20 protein-coding genes are annotated in these 20514 nt (G+C 65.1%); 11 read left to right on the top strand and 9 right to left on the bottom strand.

The window, feature by feature from the left end; genetic code table 11:
* Window positions 1-16 precede the first annotated feature (16 nt).
* A complete protein-coding gene (dut, locus tag F600_RS0111315; RefSeq protein ID WP_018160728.1) occupies window positions 17-496 on the top strand; it encodes a dUTP diphosphatase in 480 nt (159 codons plus the stop codon).
* On the top strand, window positions 497-1192 hold the full coding sequence (locus F600_RS0111310; protein WP_018160727.1) for a DUF3710 domain-containing protein: 696 nt from the start codon (window positions 497-499) through the stop codon (window positions 1190-1192).
* On the opposite strand, the gene F600_RS0111305 is transcribed toward F600_RS0111310, so the two are convergent.
* Complete coding sequence (locus F600_RS0111305; protein WP_018160726.1) at window positions 1193-1795, bottom strand: alpha/beta fold hydrolase; 603 nt, start codon at window positions 1793-1795, stop codon at window positions 1193-1195. It lies immediately after the preceding gene.
* 266 nt (window positions 1796-2061) lie between these two features.
* On the opposite strand from F600_RS0111305, the gene F600_RS0111300 reads away from it, so the two are divergent.
* Both F600_RS0111300 and F600_RS0111295 read left to right on the top strand, forming a co-directional pair.
* Window positions 2062-2436 (top strand): OB-fold nucleic acid binding domain-containing protein, encoded by a 375-nt coding sequence (locus F600_RS0111300; protein ID WP_026306429.1) that lies wholly within the window; start codon window positions 2062-2064, stop codon window positions 2434-2436.
* 33 nt (window positions 2437-2469) lie between these two features.
* Window positions 2470-3117 carry a DUF3159 domain-containing protein gene (locus F600_RS0111295; protein ID WP_156024534.1) on the top strand — a complete coding sequence of 216 codons (648 nt, stop codon included), beginning with the start codon at window positions 2470-2472 and terminating at the stop codon, window positions 3115-3117.
* Between the two features lie 3 nt (window positions 3118-3120).
* Here F600_RS0111295 and F600_RS0111290 read toward each other — a convergent pair whose 3' ends face one another.
* Both F600_RS0111290 and F600_RS0111285 read right to left on the bottom strand, forming a co-directional pair.
* Complete coding sequence (locus F600_RS0111290; RefSeq protein WP_018160723.1) at window positions 3121-3801, bottom strand: potassium channel family protein; 681 nt, start codon at window positions 3799-3801, stop codon at window positions 3121-3123.
* A gap of 12 nt (window positions 3802-3813) precedes the next feature.
* Window positions 3814-4479 (bottom strand): potassium channel family protein, encoded by a 666-nt coding sequence (locus F600_RS0111285; protein ID WP_018160722.1) that lies wholly within the window; start codon window positions 4477-4479, stop codon window positions 3814-3816.
* A gap of 127 nt (window positions 4480-4606) precedes the next feature.
* Here F600_RS0111285 and F600_RS0111280 point away from each other — a divergent pair, with 127 nt between their 5' ends.
* The 3 genes from F600_RS0111280 (at window position 4607) to dxs (ending at window position 9835) form a co-directional block, all read left to right on the top strand.
* Complete coding sequence (locus tag F600_RS0111280; protein WP_026306428.1) at window positions 4607-6595, top strand: APC family permease; 1989 nt, start codon at window positions 4607-4609, stop codon at window positions 6593-6595.
* A gap of 2 nt (window positions 6596-6597) precedes the next feature.
* On the top strand, window positions 6598-7761 hold the full coding sequence (locus F600_RS0111275; protein ID WP_018160720.1) for a class I SAM-dependent RNA methyltransferase: 1164 nt from the start codon (window positions 6598-6600) through the stop codon (window positions 7759-7761).
* Between the two features lie 193 nt (window positions 7762-7954).
* Window positions 7955-9835 carry a 1-deoxy-D-xylulose-5-phosphate synthase gene (gene dxs, locus F600_RS0111270; RefSeq protein WP_018160719.1) on the top strand — a complete coding sequence of 627 codons (1881 nt, stop codon included), beginning with the start codon at window positions 7955-7957 and terminating at the stop codon, window positions 9833-9835.
* Here the strand turns inward: dxs and F600_RS0111265 are convergent.
* Genes F600_RS0111265 through F600_RS0111255 form a run of 3 tightly spaced genes read right to left on the bottom strand, consistent with a single transcriptional unit; the run spans window position 9825 to window position 13049 of the window.
* Complete coding sequence (locus F600_RS0111265; protein ID WP_018160718.1) at window positions 9825-11033, bottom strand: HRDC domain-containing protein; 1209 nt, start codon at window positions 11031-11033, stop codon at window positions 9825-9827. The genes dxs and F600_RS0111265 overlap by 11 nt on opposite strands.
* Window positions 11030-12388 carry a wax ester/triacylglycerol synthase family O-acyltransferase gene (locus F600_RS0111260; protein WP_018160717.1) on the bottom strand — a complete coding sequence of 453 codons (1359 nt, stop codon included), beginning with the start codon at window positions 12386-12388 and terminating at the stop codon, window positions 11030-11032. Before F600_RS0111260 ends, F600_RS0111265 begins: the two co-directional genes overlap by 4 nt.
* A gap of 40 nt (window positions 12389-12428) precedes the next feature.
* Complete coding sequence (locus tag F600_RS0111255; RefSeq protein ID WP_018160716.1) at window positions 12429-13049, bottom strand: DUF3000 domain-containing protein; 621 nt, start codon at window positions 13047-13049, stop codon at window positions 12429-12431.
* 107 nt (window positions 13050-13156) lie between these two features.
* Here F600_RS0111255 and hemE point away from each other — a divergent pair, with 107 nt between their 5' ends.
* The 4 genes from hemE (at window position 13157) to F600_RS0111235 (ending at window position 17185) form a co-directional block, all read left to right on the top strand.
* The gene (hemE, locus tag F600_RS0111250) at window positions 13157-14227 is read left to right on the top strand and encodes a uroporphyrinogen decarboxylase (RefSeq protein WP_018160715.1); all 1071 of its coding nucleotides are present in this window, start codon (window positions 13157-13159) and stop codon (window positions 14225-14227) included.
* 90 nt (window positions 14228-14317) lie between these two features.
* The gene (locus F600_RS0111245; RefSeq protein WP_245541519.1) at window positions 14318-15694 is read left to right on the top strand and encodes a protoporphyrinogen oxidase; all 1377 of its coding nucleotides are present in this window, start codon (window positions 14318-14320) and stop codon (window positions 15692-15694) included.
* A 123-nt stretch (window positions 15695-15817) separates the two neighbouring features.
* Window positions 15818-16513, top strand: coding sequence for a hydrogen peroxide-dependent heme synthase (gene hemQ, locus F600_RS0111240; RefSeq protein WP_018160713.1), 696 nt, complete (start codon window positions 15818-15820; stop codon window positions 16511-16513).
* 102 nt (window positions 16514-16615) lie between these two features.
* Window positions 16616-17185 (top strand): CBS domain-containing protein, encoded by a 570-nt coding sequence (locus F600_RS0111235; RefSeq protein ID WP_026306427.1) that lies wholly within the window; start codon window positions 16616-16618, stop codon window positions 17183-17185.
* Between the two features lie 50 nt (window positions 17186-17235).
* Here the strand turns inward: F600_RS0111235 and msrB are convergent, their stop codons facing one another.
* The 3 genes from msrB to F600_RS0111220 all read right to left on the bottom strand — a co-directional run bounded on the left by msrB (window position 17236) and on the right by F600_RS0111220 (window position 20513).
* On the bottom strand, window positions 17236-17628 hold the full coding sequence (msrB, locus tag F600_RS0111230) for a peptide-methionine (R)-S-oxide reductase MsrB (RefSeq protein WP_026306426.1): 393 nt from the start codon (window positions 17626-17628) through the stop codon (window positions 17236-17238).
* Between the two features lie 24 nt (window positions 17629-17652).
* The gene (locus tag F600_RS27800) at window positions 17653-18879 is read right to left on the bottom strand and encodes a glycosyltransferase family 87 protein (protein WP_018160710.1); all 1227 of its coding nucleotides are present in this window, start codon (window positions 18877-18879) and stop codon (window positions 17653-17655) included.
* Between the two features lie 74 nt (window positions 18880-18953).
* On the bottom strand, window positions 18954-20513 hold the full coding sequence (locus tag F600_RS0111220) for an alpha/beta hydrolase (protein ID WP_018160709.1): 1560 nt from the start codon (window positions 20511-20513) through the stop codon (window positions 18954-18956).
* Between the last annotated feature and the right edge of the window lies 1 nt (window position 20514).

The raw sequence follows: 20514 nt of genomic DNA, 5'->3' as shown, positions 1-20514 counted from the left end.
CGTAGGCTCTGCCACCGTGAGCGGACTGAACGCGGTGCCGATCGTGCGGCTTGATCCTGACCTTCCGGTTCCGACGAGAGCGCACCCCGGTGACGCTGGCGTGGACCTGCAGTCGACCATCGACGTGACGATTCCGCCGGGCGAGCGCGTGCTCGTCGGCACGGGAATCTCGATGGCCCTGCCGTTCGGAACGGTCGGACTGATCCATCCGCGCTCCGGCCTGGCCGCGCGTTCCGGTCTGTCGGTCGTGAACACGCCCGGAACCGTCGACGCGGGGTACCGCGGCGAGATCAAGGTGTGCCTCATCAACCACGACTTGCGGGAGCCGATCCACATCAAGCGTGGCGACCGTGTCGCTCAGCTGCTGGTCCAGCGGGTCGAGCTCGTCGACTTCGTCGAGGTCGACGAACTGACCGACTCTGCGCGCGGCGAGGGCGGCTACGGATCGAGCGGCGGCCACGCGAGCCTCGTGAGCGCGAACGGATCGGGGGAATAAGTGTTCGGTCGTAAAAAGGCTGCCCCGCAACCGGTCGTCGAGGAAACCATGGACGCCGTCGAGGAAGCAGCGGTCGAGGCGCCCGAGCAGCCGGGTTTCGCACCGGAACTGACCGGTGGTCCGTTCAGCGCCGATGAGGTCGACTCGGACGTCCTCGAGGGCGATCAACGCCTCGACCTCGGATCTGTGAATGTGCCGATTCCGCCGGGCGGGCAGCTCCAGGTCGAGATGGCCCCCGATGGCTCGCCGCAGGCCGTGCACCTGATGCTGCCGTCTGGCCGCGTCACCGTTGCCGCCTACGCGGCTCCCAAGAGTCCGGGTACCTGGGAATCGGTGATCGGCGAACTGTCGAACTCGATGGAAGCGCAGTCGGCCGCGTTGTCGCTCGAAGCCGGCCCGTGGGGCAACGAGCTGGTCGCACTGACTCAGCAGGCGGAGCTCCGGTTCATCGGCGTCGACGGCTACCGCTGGATGATCCGGCTCGTGGCCGCCGGCCCGGCCGGCTCGGCTGCTGCGGACAGCGAGCTGACCGCAGCGTCGCGCGCGATCCTGGCGTCGACCGTCGTCCGCCGGGGGACCGATCCGCACCCGCCGAAGTCGCCGCTGCCGATCACGCTGCCGCCGCCGATGGCCGAGCAGCTTGCACAGGCGCACCAGATGCGGATCGAGCAACAGTCGGAGCAGCAGGAAGCCTGATCAGAAAGTGACGCCGAGGGATTCCAATGCGCGAATCCCGGCGTGACCGATCAGCCCGACGTCGAGTCCGATGTCGGATAGCGGCACCTTGGCGACGGCGCTGCGCGGGATGAGCGCAGCCCAGTCGTCACACACGTGATCAGGGTGGACGAGATCGTCGATCGCGCCCACGAGTGCCACCGGAACATCGAGGTGCTTGAGTTCGGCACTCGTCGGGTGCGCGTAGGTCGAGACGGCCTCCATCGCGACGGCCAGATCAGGCCACTGCGCGCGCCAGGCGCGTTCGACGAGGTCCGCGAGCCACGGTGGACTTGATCCGCGCATAGCCGCGACAACCGGCTCGAGTCCTTCGGCTCGCAGGGACTGTGCGGTGTATGCGGCACTCAACGCAGCTGGCGCGTCGGCCGGGCTGTCGGTCCATGGGGGCAGCGCGGCTATGACGGCCGCCACTCGGGTGGGATTGGCGAGCGCCCACTGCACCGACACCACCGCACCGATCGAAATTCCGGTCAAGACAAGACGTTCGGCGGTTTCCGCGACCTTTTCGATGGCCTCGAAGTAGCCCTCGATGAGCCGCGCGGGCGCGGGAGTGATAGCGATCACATCTACGCCTCTGGAGGCCAACCCGGGGCCGAATGCGGCTCGTGCAAGGTGTTGGTCCATGCCTGTGCCGGGCAACGAAACAGCTTTCAGTGCAACGGATTTCGGAGACGCCATGGAAAGAGATCTCCTTTGTGTCACAAAGCGCCAACAACTTGATCGCGGCCGACACTGCAAACTTGACTTACTCGCGAGGAGTCCATGTCAGGTCTAGAGTTTGGGTAGAGGGCAAGACCAAAATCTGGGCTCACCGTCTCAAGGAGCGTGCAATGGCTGCACACGCAGGATACCTGCGCCGGCTTGGCCGTCGGTTGACAGAAGATCTTGATCGGCTTGATGCGGAGGAGATGGCGGAGACTGCTGACGCCTCCGGCGCGTGTCGAGCTTCCGAATGCTGCCGTGGTGATGAGGTCACCATGCTGGGTCGTCTGCGGAGCGTCGAGATGGCGCCGCGATGTGCTGGCGCATCGTTGGAAGCCGAGTTCTTTGACGGCACCGACACCGTGACACTGGTCTGGATGGGCCAGCGCCGCATCCCGGGTATCGAACCCGGCAAGCGCGTCATGGTCCGTGGCCGCGTCGGCGAGCGCGCCGGCGAGAAGGTCATCTACAACCCTTACTACGAGCTGCGCGAAGCGCTCTAGGGGCGTTCTCCGCCCACGCTGTACCCTCGTCTGGTGACTGACCAAGGCGAACCCACGCTGATGGAGCAGATGGGCGGCATCAGCGGCCTCGTCTATTCCTCACTGCCGGTGGCGGTGTTCATTCCCGTCAATCTGCTGTCGACGCTGAACGTCGCGCTGTACTCGGCGCTCGGCGTGGCCGCCGCGATCATGCTGTGGCGCGTTGTGCGCCGCGAGAACCTCACTCCCGCGATATCCGGATTCATCGGAGTCGGAATCTCGGCGCTCATCGCACACCTTCTCGGCGAGGCGAGGGGCTTCTACCTCTACGGGATCGTGCTGAACCTGGTCTGGGGACTCGCGTTCACCATTTCGATCCTGGTGCGCCGCCCGCTTGCCGGTGTCATGTGGACGTTCGTCAAGGGGATGAGCCAGGACTGGCGTCACGATCGCCGGGCGCTGCGTGCCTACGACATCGCGACCGCGGTCTGGGCAGTCTCGTTTCTCGTGCGCGGCAGCGTGCAGTCGTGGCTTTACGTCACCAACCAGGCGACCCTGCTCGGCATCGTGAAGATGATGGGTTGGGGCATCACGGCGCTCGCGACCCTCGTGACGATCTGGGCCGTTCGCCGGGCTGGGCACACCGACCCCAAGCCGCAGGACGAAGACGAAACGACCCAGACTCAACCGACCGCCGGCTGAGCCTTATCCGTCGTCGTTTGATCGGTGCGCGAGTCCCACCGCGGATCGCAGTTCGTCCTCGACCTCGCCGGATGCCACGAACAACAGTTCGTCGCCGCCTTCGAGCGGATCATCGCTCTGCGGCACGATGACGCGTCCGCCGCGCAGGATGGTCACCAGCGCGGCATCACGCGGTAGCTGCAGCTTCCGGACCGGCTTGCCCGCCAGGGGAGTGTTGGGCGGCAGCGTGAACTCGACGAGGTTCGCCTGGCCCTGACGGAGCGTCATCAGTCGGACGAGGTCGCCGACCGACACCGCTTCCTCAACGAGCGAGGCGATGATCCGCGGCGTCGAGACCGCGACGTCCACACCCCACTGAGCGTCAAAGAGCCACTCGTTGCGGGGATCGTTGACTCGGGCCACGACGCGGCGGACGCCGAACTCGGTTTTGGCGAGCAGGCTCACCACCACATTGACCTTGTCGTCACCCGTCGCGGCGATGACGGTGTCGAACGTTTCCAGGTGCGCGCCTTCGAGGAGCGCCAACTCGCACGCATCGGCGAGCACCCAGTTGGCTTCCGGGATCGCGGCCCGGTCGACGTGCTCAACCAATCGCTCGATGAGTGTGACTTCGTGGTTGTTCCGGATGAGCTCGCGGGCGATCGAACGTCCGACCGCACCCGCGCCTGCAATTGCGACTCGCATTGTGCCGTCCGCTCAGCTTTCCGAAGGGGGAGGGTTGTGGGCCAGCGCGACCGCTTCACCGACGGTGCCCGACACCGCGGCGATGTAGACGATATCGCCGGACTGGATAAGGGTCTTCCGGTCGGGGAGTACGCCATCGCCGAAACGGATGATGAATGCGACGCGGGCGTGCAGCGCGGACTCGAGATCGCGCACCGCGTGGCCTATCCAGTCCTCGTGAAGTGTGAGCTCTGCCACTGCGACGGCGCCTGATGGATCGCGCCATTTCGTGGGCTGGCCGTCGTGGATGAGCGTGTGCAGGAAGCGATCGGTCGTCCACGGAACGGTCGCGACGGTCGGAATTCCGAGCCGCTCATACACCGCTGCGCGCTTGGCGTCATAGATGCGCGCGACCACTCGCTCGACGCCGAAGATCTCGCGGGCGACGCGCGCGGAGATGATGTTCGAGTTGTCTCCGGACGACACCGCAGCGAAGGCGTCAGCCTTCTCGATTCCGGCCTTGACCAGCACGTCTCGGTCGAACCCCATGCCGACGACAGTGCGCCCAGGGAAGTTGTCGCCGAGCCGGAGGAACGCGTTCCCGTCCCGGTCGATCACTGCTACCTCATGGCCGACGCGCACGAGCGCCTTGGCCAGTGATGCGCCGACACGGCCGCATCCCATCACCACCACATACATGCCCCGCACGCTACCGGCCGTTCCGGCAACATTTCGCCCCTTCCTTTATTGCCGATTGGTGGAGCTTGATCGTCGATTGTCTACAGGCGTCTGCGCGCAAGATCGTCGACGGCTTACAGTTTTCTCCGTGGCTCGGCTGATGACTGCGACGAAGCGACTCCTCGTGGGACGCCCCTTTCGCAGTGACACGCTCGGACACGCACTGCTGCCGAAGCGCATCGCGCTTCCGGTTTTCGCCTCTGACGCGCTGTCCTCGGTGGCGTACGCACCGGAGGAAATCTTCCTGGTGCTCTCGGTCGCGGGGCTGACGTCGTACGTCTATTCGGTCTGGGTCGGGCTCGCCGTCTCGCTCGTCATGGCGATCGTCGTCGCGAGCTACCGGCAGAACGTGCACGCGTATCCATCGGGCGGTGGTGACTACGAGGTCGCCACGACGAACCTCGGACGGACCGCCGGACTGACCGTCGCCAGCGCACTCCTCGTCGACTACGTCCTGACTGTCGCCGTTTCGATCGCTTCGGCGGCGTCGACCATCGGATCGGCGTTCCCGTTCATCGCGCACCACAAGGTCGGGTTCGCGGTCATCGCGATCGTCATCCTCACCACGATCAACCTGCGTGGCATCCGGGAGTCCGGAGTGGTGTTCGCGGTCCCGACGTACGCCTTCATGTTCGGCATGATCGCGATGCTGATCTGGGGAATGTTCCGGATCTACGTGCTGGGCGACAACGTGCGCGCGGAGTCCGCCAACTACGGCCTCATACCGGAGCACACCGAACATCTCGTCGGCTTCGCGTTCGCAATGCTTCTGGCTCGGGCCTTCTCCTCCGGTTGTGCGGCCCTGACCGGTGTCGAGGCGATCAGCAACGGTGTTCCGGCGTTCAAGAAGCCAAAGTCGAAGAACGCGGCGACGACACTCCTGATCCTCGGCGTCATCGCCGTCACGATGTTCATGGGCATTCTCTTCCTCGCCCGCAAGATCGGCGTCGTCCAGGCACACGACCCGTCGCATCTCATCGGTGCACCGGACGGTTACCAGCAGAAGACCCTCGTCGCGCAGGTCGCCAATGCCGTCTTCAGCGGTTTCCCCGTCGGCTTCTACTTCATCGCCGGGATCACCGCGCTCATCCTCGTTCTGGCCGCCAACACCGCGTTCAACGGCTTCCCCGTGCTGGGCTCGGTGCTCGCGCAGGACCGCTTCCTGCCGCGCCAGTTGCACACTCGCGGTGACCGCCTGGCGTTCAGCAACGGCATCATCTTCCTGGCCGCCGGCGCGATCGCCTTCGTCGTCGCGTACAAGGCCGAGGTGACGCAGCTGATTCACCTCTACATCGTGGGTGTGTTCGTCTCGTTCGTTCTCAGTCAAACCGGTATGACGATCCACTGGACCCGTCTGCTCAAGACCGAGACGGATCGTGCGGCGCGGCTCCGGATGATGCGATCCCGGGTCATCAACGTGATCGGCCTGACGTGCACTGCCGTGGTGCTGGTCATCGTGCTCGTCACGAAGTTCATCGAGGGTGCGAAGTACGCGATCCTCGTCATGATCATCATCTTCGTGATCATGACGCTGATCCGGAAGCACTACGACTCCGTCTCCCGCGAGCTCGAAGAGCACGAATGGGAAGGCGTCCTGCCCAGCCGGACGCACTCCATCGTGTTGGTATCCAAGCTGCACCTCCCAACGCTCCGTGCGCTCGCCTATGCGCGGGCCACGCGGCCGGACAACCTGGAAGCCATCACCGTCAACGTCGACGAACCCGACACTCGCCGGCTTGTCCGCGAATGGGAGAAGGCCGAGATCGCGGTGCCGCTCAAGGTCGTGGAGTCGCCATATCGCGAAGTCACCAAGCCGGTCCTGGACTATGTGAAGCGCGTTCGCAAGGACGCCCCACGGGACGTCGTGACGGTGTTCATCCCGGAGTACGTCGTCGGCCACTGGTGGGAGCAGATTCTGCACAACCAGAGTGCGCTTCGACTCAAGGGACGTCTGCTCTTCGAACCCGGCGTCATGGTGACGAGCGTGCCGTGGCAGCTTCGCTCGTCGGCGCGCGTCAAGGCCAACGACATTGAATCCGTGGCCGGCGCGGTTCGCCGCGGCTACGAAGACGCCTAGAGATGACCGACTGGTACGGCCAACGCTTCGAAGTTGAGCTCGGAAACCCCGCGCACGGTGGATTGTGCGTGGCGCGCCACGAAGGCCGCGTGATCTTTGTGCACGGTGGGCTCCCCGGTGAGCGGGTCGCCGTCGACATCACCGAAGACCGGGGAAAGTCCTTCTGTCGCGCCGACGTGATCGAGGTCATCGAGGCGTCGAAGGATCGCGTCGCGCCGGTGTGTGCGGCCGCGGCAGCCGGGTCGGGATGTTGCGACCTCGCGCATGCGGAGATCGGGGCGTCTCGCTCGATCAAGGCCTTCGTCGTCGCGGAGCAACTTCGCCGACTGGCACACATCGATTGGACAGGAGCCGTCGAAGCGCTGCCTGGACGGTCCGACGGGACCGGGTACCGGACCCGCGTGCGGCTGGCGGTGGGCGCGGACGGTCATGCCGGATTCCGCAAGTACCGCGGCAGCGAGGTGGTTTCCGGTGTTGCGTGCGCGCAGCCGGTCGCCGGACTGCTCGACGGGATCGCTGATCGGCGATTCGCCGTCGACACCGAGGTGGTCGCGGCGTTCGACGACGACGGCACCCAACACGTCATCGCGGACCGCCGAGTGGTGAAGGGAAACGGCCGTGCGGTGCAACGTGTCGCCGGCCGCCGGTGGGAGGTTTCCGCAAGCGGGTTCTGGCAGGCACATTCCGCCGCAGCTTCGACGTATTCGGACGTCGTCGCGGGCTGGGCGGGGAGTCCGGCGACCGCCTGGGACCTGTATGCCGGCGTCGGGGTGTTCGCGGCGCGGCTTGCCGAAGGTGGCGCGAACGTCGTGGCGATCGAATTCGGCCAGGAAGCGGTGCGTGACGGGGCGATCGCCCTCGAGGACCTGCCGATCCATTTCATCACCGCGCGAACCGAGGTGGGACTACGCAAGGTCCGCGGAACGCCGGACGTTGTGGTGCTGGATCCGCCGCGAAAAGGGACCGGCAAGGAAGTCGCCCGGCTCGTGACCGCGCACCGGCCTGGGAAGATCATTCAAATCGGTTGTGATCCGGCGTCTTTCGCACGTGACCTGGGACTTTTCCAAGAACTTGGCTATCGAATCGACGAAATCCGCGCCTTCGATGCCTTCCCGCTCACCCATCACATGGAATGTCTGGCGTCACTGACACCCGCTACCGCATGAGGTGATCTGCGCCGACGCCTTAGATCCAAGTGTGGCTTTCACCCCTAAAGTGGGACAAAGTCCGCTGGCTCCGTAAACTTGCCAATAGCCATGGAACCGTGCCGGTAGCGCACCGGGTACGGTGTCCACACAGCGTCGTCGCCGGAACATGGCCCGCGGTGCGACATGAACTCGACCGGGAGGGAGTTTCGGTTTGGGAATTCTTTCCCGGATCAACCGGCCGGAGGATCTCCGTGAACTGAGCGGCGATGAGCTCACCGACCTGGCGAATGAGATTCGCGACTTCCTCGTTGCGAAGGTCTCGGCGACGGGTGGTCATCTCGGACCGAACCTCGGTGTTGTGGAGCTGACTCTGGGTCTTCACCGGGTGTTCGACTCTCCCACCGATGCGATCCTCTTCGACACCGGTCACCAGGCGTACGTGCACAAGATCCTGACGGGCCGTAAGGACCAGTTCGACACGCTGCGCCAGCGCGGTGGCCTGTCCGGCTACCCGAGTCGCGCCGAGAGCGAACACGACTGGGTCGAGTCGTCGCACGCCTCCGCGGCACTGTCGTATGCCGACGGCCTGGCCAAGGCCTTCGAGCTCACCGGTCAGGAACGGCATGTCGTCGCTGTCGTCGGCGATGGCGCGCTCACCGGTGGCATGTGCTGGGAAGCCCTGAACAACATCGCGGCATCCAAGCACCGACCGGTGGTCGTCGTGGTCAATGACAACGGCCGCTCGTACGCGCCGACGATCGGCGGAGTCGCGGATCGGTTGTCGTCGCTGCGACTCAAGCCGGGCTACGAGAAGGTGCTGGCAAGCGGCAAGAAGCAGCTGCAGCAGCTGGGGCCCGCGGGCGACACGGCCTACAAGTTCTTGCACGGCGTGAAAGCCGGCGTGAAAGACATGATGAGCCCACAGGAGCTCTTCAGCGACCTCGGTCTCAAGTACCTCGGACCGGTGGACGGCCACGACCTCCCGGCAGTCGAGGCGGCGCTGCAGCGCGCCAAAGACTTTGGCGAATCGGTCATCGTGCACGCCGTCACCCGCAAGGGCATGGGCTACGAGCCCGCTGAGCACGACGAGGCCGAGAAGATGCACGCGTGCGTCATCATCGACCCGCTGACCGGTCGCGCGAAGAGCACACCGGCCATGGATTGGACGTCGGTGTTCTCCCAGGCGCTCATCGAACACGGTGAACAGCGCGAAGACATCGTGGCGATCACCGCGGCAATGCCCGGTCCGACGGGCCTGGCCGCGTTCGGGCAGCGCTTCCCGAACCGGATGGTCGACGTCGGGATCGCCGAGCAGCACGCTCTGACCTCGGCGGCAGGTCTGGCGATCGGCGGTCTGCACCCGGTCGTCGCCGTGTACTCCACGTTCCTGAACCGCGCGTTCGACCAGCTCCTCATGGACGTTGCGCTGCTCAAGCTGCCGGTCACGCTCGTGCTCGACCGCGCTGGAATCACCGGCAACGACGGTGCGAGCCACAACGGTATGTGGGACCTTTCGCTCCTGGGCATCGTTCCCGGGATGCGCGTTGCCGCACCGCGTGATGCGGCGACGCTCCGCGCCGAGCTTTCGGAGGCACTGGCCATCTCCGACGGTCCGACCGCGCTGCGTTTCCCCAAGGGAGCGATCGGTGCAGACGTCGAAGCGATCGACCATCTCGACGGTGTCGACATCCTGCATGCTTCGGCACGCAAGGACGTGCTCGTCGTCGCCGTCGGCGCGATGGCTCCGATTGCTCTGGAGGCGGCTCGTCAGCTCACCGATCAGGGTGTGAGTGTGACCGTCGTCGATCCGCGCTGGATCATTCCGGTGTCGGATTCGCTCCTGAAGTTCGCCGAGGAATTCCGTCTCGTCGTCACGGTCGAAGACAGTGGGCTGCACGGTGGCGTGGGGTCGTCGGTGTCGGCTGCGCTGCGCACTGCGGGTGTCGACGTCGCGTGCCGGAACCTGGGTGTACCGCAACGGTTCCTCGACCACGCGACGCGCGGCGAGATCCTCAAGGAACTGGGCCTTACCGGCGCCGGTGTGGCGAAGTCGGTCTCGGACTGGCTGGCCGGAGTGAACGTCAGCCGATAGCTGCGGCCAAGCGGGGCACTGTCAGTTGACGCTGCCACTGTCTTGCACCCCCGGCGGCGAAGGTTTCATCGATGTATTGGGCTGGGTCCGTCGTGGGCGACCAGTCCCAGCACAGTCGTCGAACCAACTCCGGTGACACGAGGTTCTCGAGCGGCACCTTGACTTCTTCACTCAATGCCATCAGCTCGGTTCGCGCGGCAGTGAGTCGGTCGGCCGCCTCGGGATTGCGGCGAGCCCAGCGGTTGGCCGGCGGCGGACCGATCTGCGGGAGCGAGACGGGTGGCAGGTCGTCTTCGTCAAGAGCGCGTGCGCGATTGAGTGCCTGCAGCCAGGCTACGGTGTTGCGGCGCTGACGGGGGCTGCCGAACACGGCGAGTTGACGCAGATCGTTGGCCGACTGCGGGTCTTGGACTGCGGCCTGGATGATTGCCGCATCGGGAAGAATCCGGCCCGGTGCGATGTCCCGGGTACGTGCGATCTCATCGCGTGCCAGCCACAGCTCGCGGACCGCGGCCAGTTGTCGGGGCTTTCGCAGCGTGTGGATCTGCGAAGTTCGACGCCAGCGTTCCGGGTTGTGGCGCGGTGGGGGCTTGAGTCGCTCGTAGTCGAATTCCTCGGCCGCCCAATCGGTCTTGCCCTGCTCCTCGAGTTCGGCGGCGATCTGGTCGCGAAGTTCGATGAGGAGTTCGACGTCGAGCGCGGCATAGACGAGCCATTCATGCGGCAGTGGTCGCTGGGACCAGTCCGCGGCGCCGTGGCCCTTCTTCAGTTCGAAACCGAGCGTGTTCGCCACCATCGCGGCCAGACCGACCCGTTCGTGTCCGCAGAGGCGTCCGGCGAGCTCGGTGTCGAAGATGCGCTTGGGCACCAAACCGAGTTCGGCGAGCCCGGGCAGGTCCTGATCGGCCGAATGCAGAATCCACTCGGGCTCGCGCAGCGCCTCGGCGAGGGGAGCGAACTCTTCGATTCGGACGCCGATCGGGTCGATGAGGAACGTCCCGGAGCCTTTGCGCCGCAATTGGATCAGGTAAGCCCGCGCCGAATAGCGATACCCCGAGGCCCGTTCGGCGTCGACTGCCACCGGTCCGGTTCCCGCAGCGAGTTCTTGTGCCGCTTGCGCCACGCCGGCCGCGGTGGTGACGACATCGGGAACGCCCTCACTCGGGTGATCGAGCGAGCGCAACTCGGGTTCGGTCATGGGGTGGCGTCGGCCGCCGCCGCGAGTTCGTCGAGCGCGTCGGAGAAGGCGTCGGCCAGGGACCACAGGTCTGGCACCAACTCCGCGGACGCGATGAGCGCGACGTTGAGTTTGTCCTCGAGCGACGTGACGGTGATCGTGAGGCCTGCACCTTGCAGGACCGGACCGAGCGCGTAGTAACCGACCATGCGTGCACCCAGGAGGTACATCGGCTGCTGCGGACCGGGGACGTTGGCAACGAGCAAGTTGTACGAACCACGCGAACCGCCGAGTCGCAGCTGTGTGTAGGCCCGCATCGCGTCGGCGACGTAACCGGGACTCGTGAACGGTTCCGCGGTGCGCAGTTCGCCGGCCGGCACCGCAGTCAGCGGAATCGACGACTCATGCGCGGCGACCGTGGCACTGAGCTGCTCGATCGGATCGTCGATCTCCGAATGCAGGGTCGTCACCGCCTCCTGCAGGCGGATTTTGGCGTTCTTCTTCTTGTTGCGGATGGCGACGGTCTCGAGAGCGCCAAGTGCCTTCGAGGGAAGTTCGCCGCGGTCTTCGAGGTACATCCGGAGAGCGCGCGCAACCAACGTGATGATGACGTCGTTCACGCGAACACCGAACGCGTTCGTGATGACGTCGACCTCTTTGAGGCCGAGCTGCAGGTAGGCGACGTTGCGCCGGCCCGTGATCGTCCGGTTGAACGGGGTCAGCGGAACCGAGCGGCGGCGGACGCTGCCGATGAGCTGGCCGGGAATCTGGGGGATCGACAGTGCGAATTCACCCAGGGCGCGCACCGGGCGCTGCGAGGCGCCGAACAACCCACCGAGAGCAAGACCGAGCGGATTCGGGTGCTGTTCCCGAACGACGGGCTCGGGCAGTTCGGCATCGGCCGTCGCACTGCAGAGGCGCCCGAAGATGTTCAGGTCCGGGTCGCCAGACAGGACCGTGAGATGGATCTTCATCAGCAGAACGATGTGACCGGACGACGAACCTTCGATGACCCACGCTTCCCACAGGGCCCGCGAACGGTCGAGCGGCTGGCCGGCGATGTGGGCGATCGCTTCCGAAAGCTGCTCGGGCTCACCAGGAGCCGGAACTGTGATGCGGTGGCAATGGCGGTCGATATCGAAGTTGTCGTCGTCCGCGAGAACCGGAGTGTCGAGATTGAACAGCGAATCGAAAACTTTGCTGCGGGCTCCGGGAATTGCGCGGATGTATGAACCAAGGGCCGGTTGGAACGCTGCGAAGGAATATCCGCCGGTAATGGTTGCAGGGTCGAGTTCGGCCACGTAGCAAACGTGCAGCAGCTGCGCCGGAGTCTCCAGCTTCAAAAAGCCAGATTGGAGTTCGCTCAGCCGCGCCATATCGAGTGATACTAGTGAGCCGCCACTCGATCAAGGTCTGTTAGTGAGGAATTCCGAATTTCGTTGTCGTTCCGCGTTGTTTCGGAAGCGCAATCGACGTAATACCCTCTGGCGGAAGGCCGGCGGCCGATGCGAGCACCTCGCAGAAAGCCTCGACATGCGGACCGAGTTGATCGGTGTGGGGCGTCCAGCTCGCACGAAGTTCCAGCTGGTGGGCCCGCGGCGGACCGGTGATGTCACCGAAGCGCACCGAGCTCGTGGCGGTCACCGTGCCGCCTAGCGCGCTGACGTCCTGACCGCGATTTGCCAATGCGTCGACCAGCCAACTCCACGCGACCTCAGGCAACAACGGGTCCACGGCGAGATCTTCGTCGACGTCCGCCTGAAAATACGAGACGAGCCGCATGGTGCCATTCCAGGCTTCGCCGCCATTTGGGTCGTAAAGCAAAATCAGGCGTCCGAATGCGTCGCCTTCCGATTCCTCCGGAATTGCGCCGGCATCCGGCTGTTGCACTTCTGCGCCGAGCGCATACGCATATGGAGCAAGTCGTTGCGGAGGGCGAATTGGACTCAGCTCGATCCGCGGGTGAACGACAGCGGTGTGCATCGCGTCGATTGCGGCGCGAAACTCCGGTGGTTCTCCCGTCTCAGGCTTGGTCACAAATTCTCAGGTTAGTCCTGTCAATGGCTGTACGGCAGTCTGGCGCGCCGTGCCACTGTGCCCCGGCACAACCGTCCCAGGTCGAAGGCATGAGACGATCGAAGGCGATGACTCCGCAATCCGAACTTTCCTCAGGCCGACGCGAACTTCCGGCCGCTCCGCTGTTGGCTGCGGCCGCGGGCCGTAAGCCGGTTCACCGACCGGTGTGGTTCATGCGCCAGGCCGGCCGCTCGCTGCCGGAGTACCGCGAGATTCGCGCGGGAGTGGGCATGTTGGAGTCGTGCTTCAACGCCGAGCTGGTGTGTGAGATCACGATGCAGCCGGTGCGCCGCCACGGCGTCGATGCGGCAATTCTGTTCTCTGACATCGTCGTGCCGCTCAAGGCTGCCGGGATCGACCTCGACATCGTTGGCGGTGTCGGGCCGGTGGTGGCGTCGCCGATTCGTTCGGCCGCGGACGTCGCGCGCCTGCCGCGACTCGAGCCCGCTCAGGTCGAAGCGGTGTCGTCCGCGATCCGCCTGCTGACGGCCGAGCTGGGCGAGACTGCGCTCATCGGTTTCGCGGGTGCGCCGTTCACCTTGGCGTCCTACCTCGTCGAGGGCGGTCCGAGTCGCCATCACGACCGCACCAAGTCGCTCATGCACAGCGACCCGACGACGTGGCACGCGCTGCTCGGTGCGCTGACCGACATCACGATCTCCTTCCTGCAGGTCCAGATCGAGGCCGGCGTCGACGCGGTCCAGCTGTTCGACTCGTGGGCTGGCGCGCTGTCGCTCGCGGATTACCGCACGTTCGTCATGCCGCACTCCAAGCGTGTTTTCGAGGCGGTGAAGTCTGCCGGGATTCCGCGTATTCACTTCGGCGTCGGAACGGGCGAATTGCTCGGCGCGATGGGCGAAGCCGGCGCGGACGTGGTTGGCGTCGACTGGCGGGTTCCGCTCGCGGAGGCGGCGCGCCGCGTCGGCCCGGGCAAGGCACTGCAGGGCAACCTGGACCCCGCACTTCTGCTTGGCGACTGGTCGGCCGTCGAGCGCGAGGTCCGTCGTGTCCTTGCCGACGCGGACGACGCCATCGAAGCGGGCGCGGTCGGTCATATCTTCAACCTGGGTCATGGTGTTCTCCCGGAGACGGACCCGAGTGTTCTGACTCGGGTAGTCGAGCTGGTTCACTCGCTTTGATGTCGGGGACGACACTGTGAGCGGGCGAGTGCCACCTGGACTGAGGAGTCGGCGGGTGCGAGGTACGAGTGCCCGGTGCGACGAGGGAAGGTGGCACTCATAGGGCCCGCGAACCGCCGAAGCGAAGCGAAGGCAGAAAAAACAGCAGCGGTGATCGGCGCGGGAATCTCCGGGCTGGTTGCCGCCTATCGGCTCCGGCAGAAGCTCGGAACCGAGGCAGACATCGTCCTTGTCGATCCGGACCTAATCGGCGGCCAGCTTCGGACTGTCGAACTCGGTGGCGGGCCGTTCGACGTCGGTGCGGAAGCGTTTGTTCGGCGGCGGCCGGAGATGGTGCAACTGCTCGAGGAACTCGGTCTCAGCGACCTGATGGTGCTGCCGGCTGGCCTGCGTCCCATCGTGTGGGCGGGCGGCGCAGCGCATTCCCTTCCGGCCGGAAGTCTGATGGGGCTCCCGACTTCGGGTGAGTCGATTCGAGGCTTCGTCTCGGACGAGGCAGTCGAGTGGGTGAATTCCGAGCCCACGCATCCATTCACCTGGGAATCCGGATCGGATTGTTCGGTCGCGGAACTGGTCGGTGACCGGTTCGGTGCCGAAGTCGTCGAACGTTGTGTCGATCCGCTGCTCGGCGGTGTGTACGCCGGGACGTCGGAGACGGCCGGCGTCCGGGCCGCGCTGCCCACGCTCGCCGCCGCGCTCGATGCCGGTGCCCCGAACCTCACGGCAGCCGTCGTCACCGCGATGGGGGCGCCTCAATCGGGCCCGGTGTTCAGTGGAATCGAAGGCGGTTACCAGCGTCTGGTTGAGGAACTGATCCGGCAGACGGAACCCCGGATCGCGTCGGTCGCGGCGCAAGGAATCGTCCGGTACGGATCACAGTGGACCGTTACGAATGTCGGCACGTTCGACATCGTCGTGGTCGCGGTTCGGCCCGCGATCGCTTCCGCACTGCTCGATCGCGAAGTGCCCGCCGCGGCGAGTGCACTCAGTCGCATCCCCGCTGCTTCCGCAGTGGTCGTCGCGCTGGCGTTGCAGGACAGCGTTCTTCCGGACCTCTCCGGGGTCCTGGTCGCGTCCGGTGAATCGTTGCGGGCCAAGGCGTTCACGTTCTCGGACCGCAAATGGCCGCACCTGCGCGAGCGTCCGAACCCGGTTATTCGAGTGTCGTTCGGAAAGTTCGGTGACGAGAGCATTCTCGACGAGACCGACGAGAACCTCGTGAAGTACGCGCTCGAGGACCTTCGCACCGTCACCGGGATCGAGACCACCGCGGCCGACTACGTGGTCCAGCGCTGGGTATCGGCGCTGCCGCAGTACCTGCCCGGTCATCTCGATGTCGTGGCCGAGATCGAGGAAGCCATCTACGCCCAACCCGGACTCGCGATTGCCGGGTCTTACCTCAATGGCGTCGGAGTGCCGGCCTGTGTGGGTACGGCGACGAAGGCAGTGAACCGGCTGCTCGGGTGAAGTCAGCCCCGCGTCGAGAGGACGACCTGAGCATCGCAGGGAGTACCGCAGCGAAGCGAGGAACGGACCGAGGAGCGGAGGGGAGGACGGAGACGTGCAACAACAAGATGAAAGGATGAGGTCGTGGCGAAACTCGACTTCCAGGCACTCAATTCGACAATCCGCTATCTGATGTTCTCGGTCTTCCGGGTGCAGCCGGGCGTTCTCGGTGCGAACCGCGATGCCGCGATCGCCGAGGCCGAGAAGTTCTTCGCCGAGGCGGAAGAGGGCGACGTCATCGTCCGCGGCATCTACGACGTGGCGGGGCTGCGCGCGGATGCTGACTTCATGATCTGGACGCACGCCGAGCGTGTCGAGGACCTGCAGAAGCTGTACCACGATTTCCGCCGCACGACTGCTCTCGGTCAGGCCAGCGTCCCGGTGTGGAGCAACACGGCGATTCACCGCCCGGCGGAGTTCAACAAGAGCCACATCCCCGCCTTCCTGGCCGGTGAGGCGGCGGGCAATTACGTGTGCGTGTACCCGTTCGTCCGGTCGTACGAGTGGTACCTGCTGCCGGACGACGAGCGCCGCAAGATGCTCGCCGACCACGGTAAGGCCGCACGCGGCTACCCGGACGTGCGTGCCAACACGGTCAGCAGCTTCGCGCTGGGTGACTACGAGTGGATTCTCGCGTTCGAGGCTCCCGAGTTGCATCGCATCGTCGACCTGATGCGTGATCTCCGGGCGACGGAGGCACGACTCCACGTGCGCGAAGAAATCCCGTTCTACACGGGCCCGCGGGTCGAGTTGGCACAGCTCATCGCCGCGCTGCCCTGAGGCACAAGGGCCTCGAGTTGAGGACTTGAGGCCCTCGATCAGGTGGTTCATCTCGGTCAGGCTGTGAGCAACGACAGTTCACACACGCGAGGAGATGAACAGATGAAAGCGCGCGACATCATGACCCGACCGGTGATCACCACGACGCCGACGACGTTGGTGGGCGATGCGGCGGCGATCCTGGTCAAGCATGGATTCGCGGCGCTGCCCGTGGTCGACGACGATGGGCAGGTCATCGGAATTCTCGCGGAAACTGACGCCCTCAACGCCGAGTCAACGGGCGCGACCGTCGACGCGGTGATGACGGCTCCGGCCGAGGTGCTGGCACCCAACACCGACATCGCCACGATCGCGGACCGGATGGTCAGTGGGCACATGCGATCGATGCCTGTCGTCGAGGCGGGTTTTCTCGTCGGAATCGTGTCGCACCGCGATGTACTGCGTCTGCTGACGAATGACGACGCGACGATCGCCGCGAAGATCCGCGGACTGCTGGACGAATATGCCGGCAGCCGACGTGCCTGGTCGGTGGAGGTCCACGAAGGCCGAGTCGAAATCGGCGGAGGTTTCGCCGATTCCGAGGAGCAACGACTCGTGGCGTCGCTCGCCCACATCATCGAGGGCGTCCGGCACGTTGAGGTGATTCCGGGGGCAGTGACGACCGGCGTCTAGCTACGTCGAAAACGGCACCCCACCGGTTCACGCGGTGGGGCGCCGTTGGCTCATTCCTTCGGGACCAACTTCAGCGAAATCGAGTTGATGCAATACCGCTGATCGGTCGGGGTGTTGTATCCCTCGCCCTCGAAAACGTGCCCGAGGTGGCTGTGGCAGTTGGCGCACAGCACCTCGACGCGGCGCATTCCGAGGGTGTTGTCCGGCTTCAGAATCACGGCGTCAGTGTCGGCCGGGTCGAAGAACGAGGGCCAGCCGCAGTGCGAGTGGAACTTCTCGGTGCTGCGGAACAGTTCGGCGTCGCACGCCTTGCAGGTGTAGACGCCTTCGGTTTCGGTGTCGGTGTACTCGCCGGTGTAGGCGCGCTCGGTTCCGGCTTTGCGCAGAACCGCATACTCGTTCGGAGTGAGCTTCTCGCGCCACTGCTCATCGGTCAGCTGAATCTTCGCGTCACGCATGAGTCCACGTTAACCCGCAGCGACGAGGACCGGCTCCCGAGTCTCTGACGGAACGATAACGTCCGGCTTTCGGCGCGAATTCCAGTATCGATCGACCAGAACCGCGAAGACGACGATGAGCAGCAGCGACCACCCGAGCGTCGACCGCAGGTACTCGACATCGCGGCCGAGCCATTGGTACTTCCACGACAGCCATTGATCAAAGGACATGAATCCGTACACCGCGACCCACGCCGGCCAGTTCCGCATCACCGAGTTCGGCAGCATGACCGACACGATGAGCGGGAACAGCATCATCGAGTAGTACATCTGGCCGAGGGAACCGAGCAGGAACGATGCGGTCAGGAGAACGCCGGTAGCGGTCGTGACGAAGAACAGTTCGTCCTCGCGGTGGTACCGGTAGAGCAGCCACAACGTGACCACCACCATCACGATGAAGACCGTGCGCATGACCAGCAGCAACCACGGTGCGACGCCGAAGTACGCACCATTTCCGACGATCGCGCTGTTGAAGTAATCGCGCGGGGTCGACAGGTACGGCATCGTCTTGGTGATGAAGGCCATCGGGTCGACCGCCAGGGGCCAGGCGATCGCGTTCGTGACCGCGGGCACCGCGATCGCGCCCGGAAGGATTTTCCACTGACGGCGGGCCAGCGCGATGAGCAGCAACGGCGCAAGGATCGGCTTGATCGCCAGCGTCAATCCGATCGCCAGACCGGCCGACCATTCGCGTTTGTTGAGCATCAGCAACAGGAAGATGACTTCGCCGAGCAGCACGATTCCGTTGACGTTCGTGAACACCAGCGTGTTGGTGACGGTCTCGGAGAAGAACATGCCGAACAGCAGCACCGGCGCGGCGACCGACGACACGCTGCGGTTGAACAGGCGCAGCAGCAGGTACCACGCCATGAGGATCGCGAGCGCGTTGGCGACAATGAACAGGTACCGCGAGGTCGTGGGATCCACGTACGCGAGCGGCGTCATGAGCAACGTTCCGCTCGGCGGGTACAGGTAGTGCGGATCGACCGAACTCAGGTCCGACGTGTACACCGGGCGATGGTTCGCGAAGTTGAGCGCCGCCTGGTAGACGGGCCGGAAGTCATCGGTGATGTGGCCGTTCACCGCGAGCACGAGCACGCGGTGAAAGAACGTGAATATGGCGAGTGGCCACATTACATAGCGCACCAATTCCGCGTTGGTGCGCGCGGTCTTGGGCTCAAGGCGGTTGAGGAACATCGAGGAAAAAGTTACCTGGCCTGCGAGGAGCGCACGGTGCGACACCCCGCAGCGCCGAATGACGAGCCGAATGACTAAGCCGGGCACGCTCCGCCGTTGGGCGGCAATTTTCCGGTGTCGAGGTAGCTCACGGCCGCCTGCTGAGCGCATTGCGAGTGAGCGAGCACCGGATGACCTGATCCGTACCACGTCAATTCCGACGTCGTGCCGCCGCCGTTCGCGATGGCGCCGGTCACCGTCGGCGATCCGGCCTGGCCGGCGACCGGGTCGGCCACGCTGTTGATGACGAGCACCGGAAGGCGAAGGTCTTTGATCGCCGGGATCGCCGGCGGGGTCGGCCACGCTGCGCACGCCAACATGTCGAGGGCGATCTCTCGGCCGCCGATCGGGTACTTCTTCGCCCACTGGTTCATCAGGTCGTTGACCGTCACCCCAGGCGGGGCCTGCTGACTGTCCGAACACCGCATCATGAACTGGCCGTCGGTCTCGTTGATCGTCTCTTCGCGGGCGATCTCGGCCTTGAGTGCGGTCAGGTCGCCGTTGTTCGCCGACTCGAGTGTCTGGGCGAAGTCGGCGGTCCGGTTCGGCAAGTCGCCGGCGGGCGATCCGAGGAATCCCACCAGCGCGGTGATGACCGACTTGACCGAGATGCCCTCGAGTTTGTTGTTGCGCGCTTTGGTCAGAAGTTCGGCGATGGTTCCGCGCGGGTCAGCGCCGAGCGCACAGCGGATCGCTTTGCACCGCGTGCTGAATGCGTTGACGGCGGCTTCGAGTCCAGCGGCGCGGGATTCGGCGACGGTGACGGCATCGGTGCCGAAGGGTTCGGGGGAGTCGAGGATGAGTCGGCTCAGGTGCGTCGGGAACTGAGCGGCGTACGCGAGTCCGACGCGCGCACCGTTACCCAGGCCGACGAACGCGATCGTGTCGACCTTCCAGAACTTCCGGAGTTGCTCGATGTCGTCCGCAGCATGTGTCGAGTCGTGGGTGAGTTCGTGCGGTTGGAGCAGGTCCTTGCACTTGGTCGTCGCCTGCTGACTCAGGTAGGTCATCTGGTCGGTGACCGGAACCGCGGGATTGCGGAACTGTGCACCGTCCTTGATCTGACGGGCGATCTGCGGGTCGATGCACCGGTTGTTGGCGGACTCGCCGCCGCCACGGCGATCGACCGCGACGAGCGGATGCGATGCCAGCAACGTCGATATCGGGCCGGTCGAGATGGCGACGAGTGTGTCGATCGACGTCCGGTCGCTTCCCGAACTCACGACGATCGGTGCCGCGTCCTTCGGCGTCTGGGGCAGACGAGCGCGGACCGCACCGAGGTCGATCTGCGGCGACCGGGCGTCGTCGACCTCGAGATGCACTGGGTACGTGGCACATTCGAGCAGCAGACCCTGCGGTCCCGCACCGTAACCGTGGATCTTGATCTCGTCATCGGTACAGTCGGTCCAGGTGAGATCGACCTTCGGTACCTGTAGTGCTGGTGGCCCCGGAATCACCGGCTTCTTGGCGGTGGTGGTCGCGGTCCCGGCGCTGTGCTGCTCGACGGCGATCTCGGGACGCTGGGACGGACCCGCGCCACAGCCCGCAACGACAAGCGCCAGAATGGCGATTCCCGCGCTGTGACGACTCCCCATG

It is taken from the genome of Smaragdicoccus niigatensis DSM 44881 = NBRC 103563 (assembly GCF_000380645.1).
Lineage (GTDB): Bacteria > Actinomycetota > Actinomycetes > Mycobacteriales > Mycobacteriaceae > Smaragdicoccus > Smaragdicoccus niigatensis.
This window is presented reverse-complemented; position numbering and strand designations above follow the sequence as displayed.

Coding starts and splice junctions, on each gene's coding strand:
- F600_RS0111300 (WP_026306429.1), top strand. CDS start 2,062: ATGGCTGCACACGCAGGATACCTGCGCCGGCTTGGCCGTCGGTTGACA.
- F600_RS0111290 (WP_018160723.1), bottom strand. CDS start 3,801: ATGCGAGTCGCAATTGCAGGCGCGGGTGCGGTCGGACGTTCGATCGCC.
- F600_RS0111285 (WP_018160722.1), bottom strand. CDS start 4,479: ATGTATGTGGTGGTGATGGGATGCGGCCGTGTCGGCGCATCACTGGCC.
- F600_RS0111275 (WP_018160720.1), top strand. CDS start 6,598: ATGACCGACTGGTACGGCCAACGCTTCGAAGTTGAGCTCGGAAACCCC.
- F600_RS0111265 (WP_018160718.1), bottom strand. CDS start 11,033: ATGACCGAACCCGAGTTGCGCTCGCTCGATCACCCGAGTGAGGGCGTT.
- F600_RS0111260 (WP_018160717.1), bottom strand. CDS start 12,388: ATGGCGCGGCTGAGCGAACTCCAATCTGGCTTTTTGAAGCTGGAGACT.
- hemE (WP_018160715.1), top strand. CDS start 13,157: ATGACTCCGCAATCCGAACTTTCCTCAGGCCGACGCGAACTTCCGGCC.
- F600_RS0111235 (WP_026306427.1), top strand. CDS start 16,616: ATGAAAGCGCGCGACATCATGACCCGACCGGTGATCACCACGACGCCG.
- F600_RS27800 (WP_018160710.1), bottom strand. CDS start 18,879: ATGTTCCTCAACCGCCTTGAGCCCAAGACCGCGCGCACCAACGCGGAA.
- F600_RS0111220 (WP_018160709.1), bottom strand. CDS start 20,513: ATGGGGAGTCGTCACAGCGCGGGAATCGCCATTCTGGCGCTTGTCGTT.